This window comes from Gammaproteobacteria bacterium (genome assembly GCA_027296625.1).
Classification (GTDB): domain Bacteria; phylum Pseudomonadota; class Gammaproteobacteria; order JAKEHO01; family JAKEHO01; genus JAKEHO01.
The window spans coordinates 1-3,014 of the sequence record JAPUIX010000182.1 but is presented as its reverse complement, the minus strand read 5'-3'; the positions used below and the strand labels follow the sequence as shown (position 1 = coordinate 3,014).

The 3,014-nt window shown below is 53.3% G+C and carries 4 protein-coding genes and 1 pseudogene; 1 reads left to right on the top strand and 4 read right to left on the bottom strand.

Features of this window, described 5'->3' with window-relative positions; translation table 11 throughout:
* The coding region (locus O6944_11395; GenBank protein MCZ6719740.1) for a hypothetical protein at nucleotides 1-241 on the top strand (241 nt) is incomplete at its 5' end.
* 24 nt (nucleotides 242-265) lie between these two features.
* Here O6944_11395 and O6944_11390 read toward each other — a convergent pair.
* The 4 genes and pseudogenes from O6944_11390 to O6944_11375 form a co-directional block, all read right to left on the bottom strand.
* Nucleotides 266-1,051: pseudogene (locus O6944_11390) on the bottom strand (sulfotransferase).
* A 38-nt stretch (nucleotides 1,052-1,089) separates the two neighbouring features.
* On the bottom strand, nucleotides 1,090-2,157 hold the full coding sequence (locus O6944_11385) for an SDR family oxidoreductase (GenBank protein ID MCZ6719739.1): 1,068 nt from the start codon (nucleotides 2,155-2,157) through the stop codon (nucleotides 1,090-1,092).
* A gap of 45 nt (nucleotides 2,158-2,202) precedes the next feature.
* Nucleotides 2,203-2,757, bottom strand: a complete 555-nt coding sequence (gene rfbC / locus O6944_11380) for a dTDP-4-dehydrorhamnose 3,5-epimerase (GenBank protein MCZ6719738.1) — start codon at nucleotides 2,755-2,757, stop codon at nucleotides 2,203-2,205.
* A 49-nt stretch (nucleotides 2,758-2,806) separates the two neighbouring features.
* Nucleotides 2,807-3,014: hypothetical protein (locus O6944_11375; GenBank protein ID MCZ6719737.1), on the bottom strand; the 208-nt coding region annotated here is incomplete at its 5' end.

The following is a 3,014-nucleotide window of genomic DNA, read 5'->3' as shown; positions in this document are numbered from 1 at the left end:
CCTGCTGACGCAACGAACCAGATGGTCCTCGCTCAAGACCTGGGATGTCGCCGTCGCTCGTCGGCGCGGCATCCAGAAGGCGATCGTTGCGGTCGCGCGGAGCCTACACCTAAAGGAAACCCATGTAAGCCCGACGCCTAAACCAATACCGTACTCTATTAATGCCGGCCTTCAAGAAATCTCGCACGATCAACCCAAGTCTCTCAAGCCGCGACAGCCGAGGCGCACTCCAACTACTTAATCGTTCATATCCAAGCTGTTGTAAGAGATCATTGGTCAAATGCTCGAATATTTCGATTTGGCGCCTGCTCAGCGTTTGTTGCCATCTGTCTATGCGATTTCTGTTGAGCGGCTTCCCGATCAGCTTGTGCTGATACTCGCTAAAGCGTGGTAAATGAAGTCCGGTCGTTGCAATCATATCCGGATGAAACTCGACGCCAACAAAATCGGCGAGTCGACGCATCGTGTGCTCGGGATTCAGAAGCAGATCCTCGTAGCGCAGATGATAGAGCTGGTCACGCCCAAGAAAGGAACTCGCTGCATAGCCCAGGCCAACCATGGCTTTCCAGTAGCGGGCGGCACTATGTATCTCGTTTGGCCCCCAATCAAGGGCCATGATTGAGGCAGCAACCGCATGTCCATCACGAACTATGTGAGCGACTTTTGCGTCCGGGAAATGCTGCAGAAGACGCCACAGGTGACAGACATGAAAGGGCTCGTGATCCACCCAAATCTTTGCGTCCCCGCGCCCGTATGTCTGTGCGTAGCGCCGCACCAACCACTCGATGGCCCCGCGAAACGTCTCTGGAGCCTCGCCAGGGCCCGGAAGGTCCTCACCGAGGTCAAACTCCCAGGCACGAAATCGCCAGTGAGACTTTATCCTCTTTACGATCTCAGCAGGGTCGATTCCTTGGCTAGCCTCGAGGCTGGGCATCAGGTCGACTATGAACTGTGCCTCCGGTATACACACGACTTCCGGATGGGATCCGAGCATGGAGCCCAGCAAGGTTGATCCACTTCGCTGACAACCAACAATAAAGACCGGACGCATTCTGCGACTCGAAGCCATGATGTGATAGGTTCGCCAGGCTAACAGCCCTCAATGTGGTCCTCGCCGATCGCGCAAGGAGAATCCTCAATATTCAGAATGCCTCCGTAAAGTTCCGTTTCCTTGATCCTCTGAAACCAGCTATGCAGCTCCTTGTACCACTCCAACGTGATGGTCTGCGGCGTCTTATCGGTCTTTCTATGCTCCAACGCCTCGCACAACTCACGCACACCGTCTTCAGCGTCGAATTTAGCCCGATATCCGAGGGACGCTATCTTATCGAAGTTAACCCTGTAAGAGCGCGTGTCCGGGTCACCATACCACTCGATTTCAACCTTCCGTGGGACAGTTGCCGCCACGATTTCCGCCAAGGGACCGATCTGATAGTTGTTCTGGGCCGACCCTACGTTGAAGATTTGGCCGCTTACCTTCGCGGGGTCAGCCTCCAGCATAAAAGCTTGTGCTTCCGCCGCATCACGCACATGCACCATCGGCCGCCACTGCGTGCCGTCACGCATCGTCGGCAATTTGCCAGTGGACCATGCGCCATACGTCATGCCATTAATCGCCAGATCGAAACGCATGCGTGGCGAGTACCCGTATACGGTGGCTTGACGTAATACAGTCACGTGAAAGTCATTGTCGGCTAGCGCAAGCGTGTCTCGTTCTGCACGCTCGTTCGCTTTGGCATATGTGGTAAGCGGATTGGTCGCCGACAGTTCATCAACAACAATCTCGGGATCCTGGTACCCGTAAATGCTACACGATGAAGGTAAGATATAACGTGCTACGCGAAACTGCTTTGCAAGTTTTGCGGTGCGCACCCGCGACCGCCAATTGATCTCCCATGACGCCTTCGCAAAAAGCTCACTGCTTGCATCGTTGGAAATCGCCACCAAATCTATTACCGCTTCGACATCGGAGAAGACTCTCGCGTTCAGCCGACGTGTATCCTCTTTGATAATCTCCAAGTTCTCATGAGGGGCCAACAAATCACGCCCAAAGAAAAACCGGTCCACGGCTCGAACGTGATATCCACGTTCGAGAAGCAAGGGCACCAGTGTCGTCCCAATGTATCCACCGGCACCTGTAACGAGTATTACTGACATGTCTTATTCTTCAAGATAAGGTGAACAATATCGTAGTATGTATCATCAAGAGAAGGGGCTGCGAAGGTCACTGAATCGCGGCTGGTTCTTGTCTCTATCCGATACAAACACATCTGTCGGGGACACCCCCCAATCGATAGCGATATCCGGATCATTCCACAGTAATCCGGACTCGTGCTCCGGCGAATGATAGCTGCTGACCTTGTATAGCATTTCTGTGTCCGGCTCAAGCGTAAGGTACCCATGGGCAAAGCCGGCTGGTATTAACATCTGATTCCGAGATTCCGCGCTGATCACTTGGGTTGCGTAGTCCCCATAAGTTGGGGAATCCCGGCGTATATCCACCGCCACATCAAGAATCTGGCCGCGACCTACTCTGACTAGTTTCGCTTGTGCATAGGGAGGCCTTTGGAAATGCAATCCCCTGACAGTATATTGCCGGATGTTACTGACATAAACGTCCTGAACAAAATTAATATCGACGCTGAGGGACAAAAACGTCCTATAATTATACGTCTCTGATAAACAACCTCGATCGTCGCAAAATATCTTGGGGACAAATATCTTGATCTCTGGTATGGATAAGCTGCACATTTCCATTCCAGCAACCTTTCGACAGCCTCGCTGTTAGAGCCTGATCCCACCTTATTCACCCAACCGGGCGGAAATGACTGGCGCGCGGCGGATTTTGCTGTAGAATCAACGCGCTAAAACGGTTCCACAACAAACCTCCGCCGTGCGCCATGGGTGAAACGCTATCTCTGTTCCGTTCCTCGTTCAACAAGTCTCTTCGCATCGAATCCCAGGCCGAGCGGCTGACCGGGGAACCGGGGGCCGTCGCCTCAAATCGGACATGG

Bases quoted from the DNA above. Each gene is read 5' to 3' on its own strand.
- O6944_11385 (MCZ6719739.1), bottom strand. From the start codon at position 2,157: ATGTCAGTAATACTCGTTACAGGTGCCGGTGGATACATTGGGACGACA.
- rfbC (MCZ6719738.1), bottom strand. From the start codon at position 2,757: ATGGAAATGTGCAGCTTATCCATACCAGAGATCAAGATATTTGTCCCC.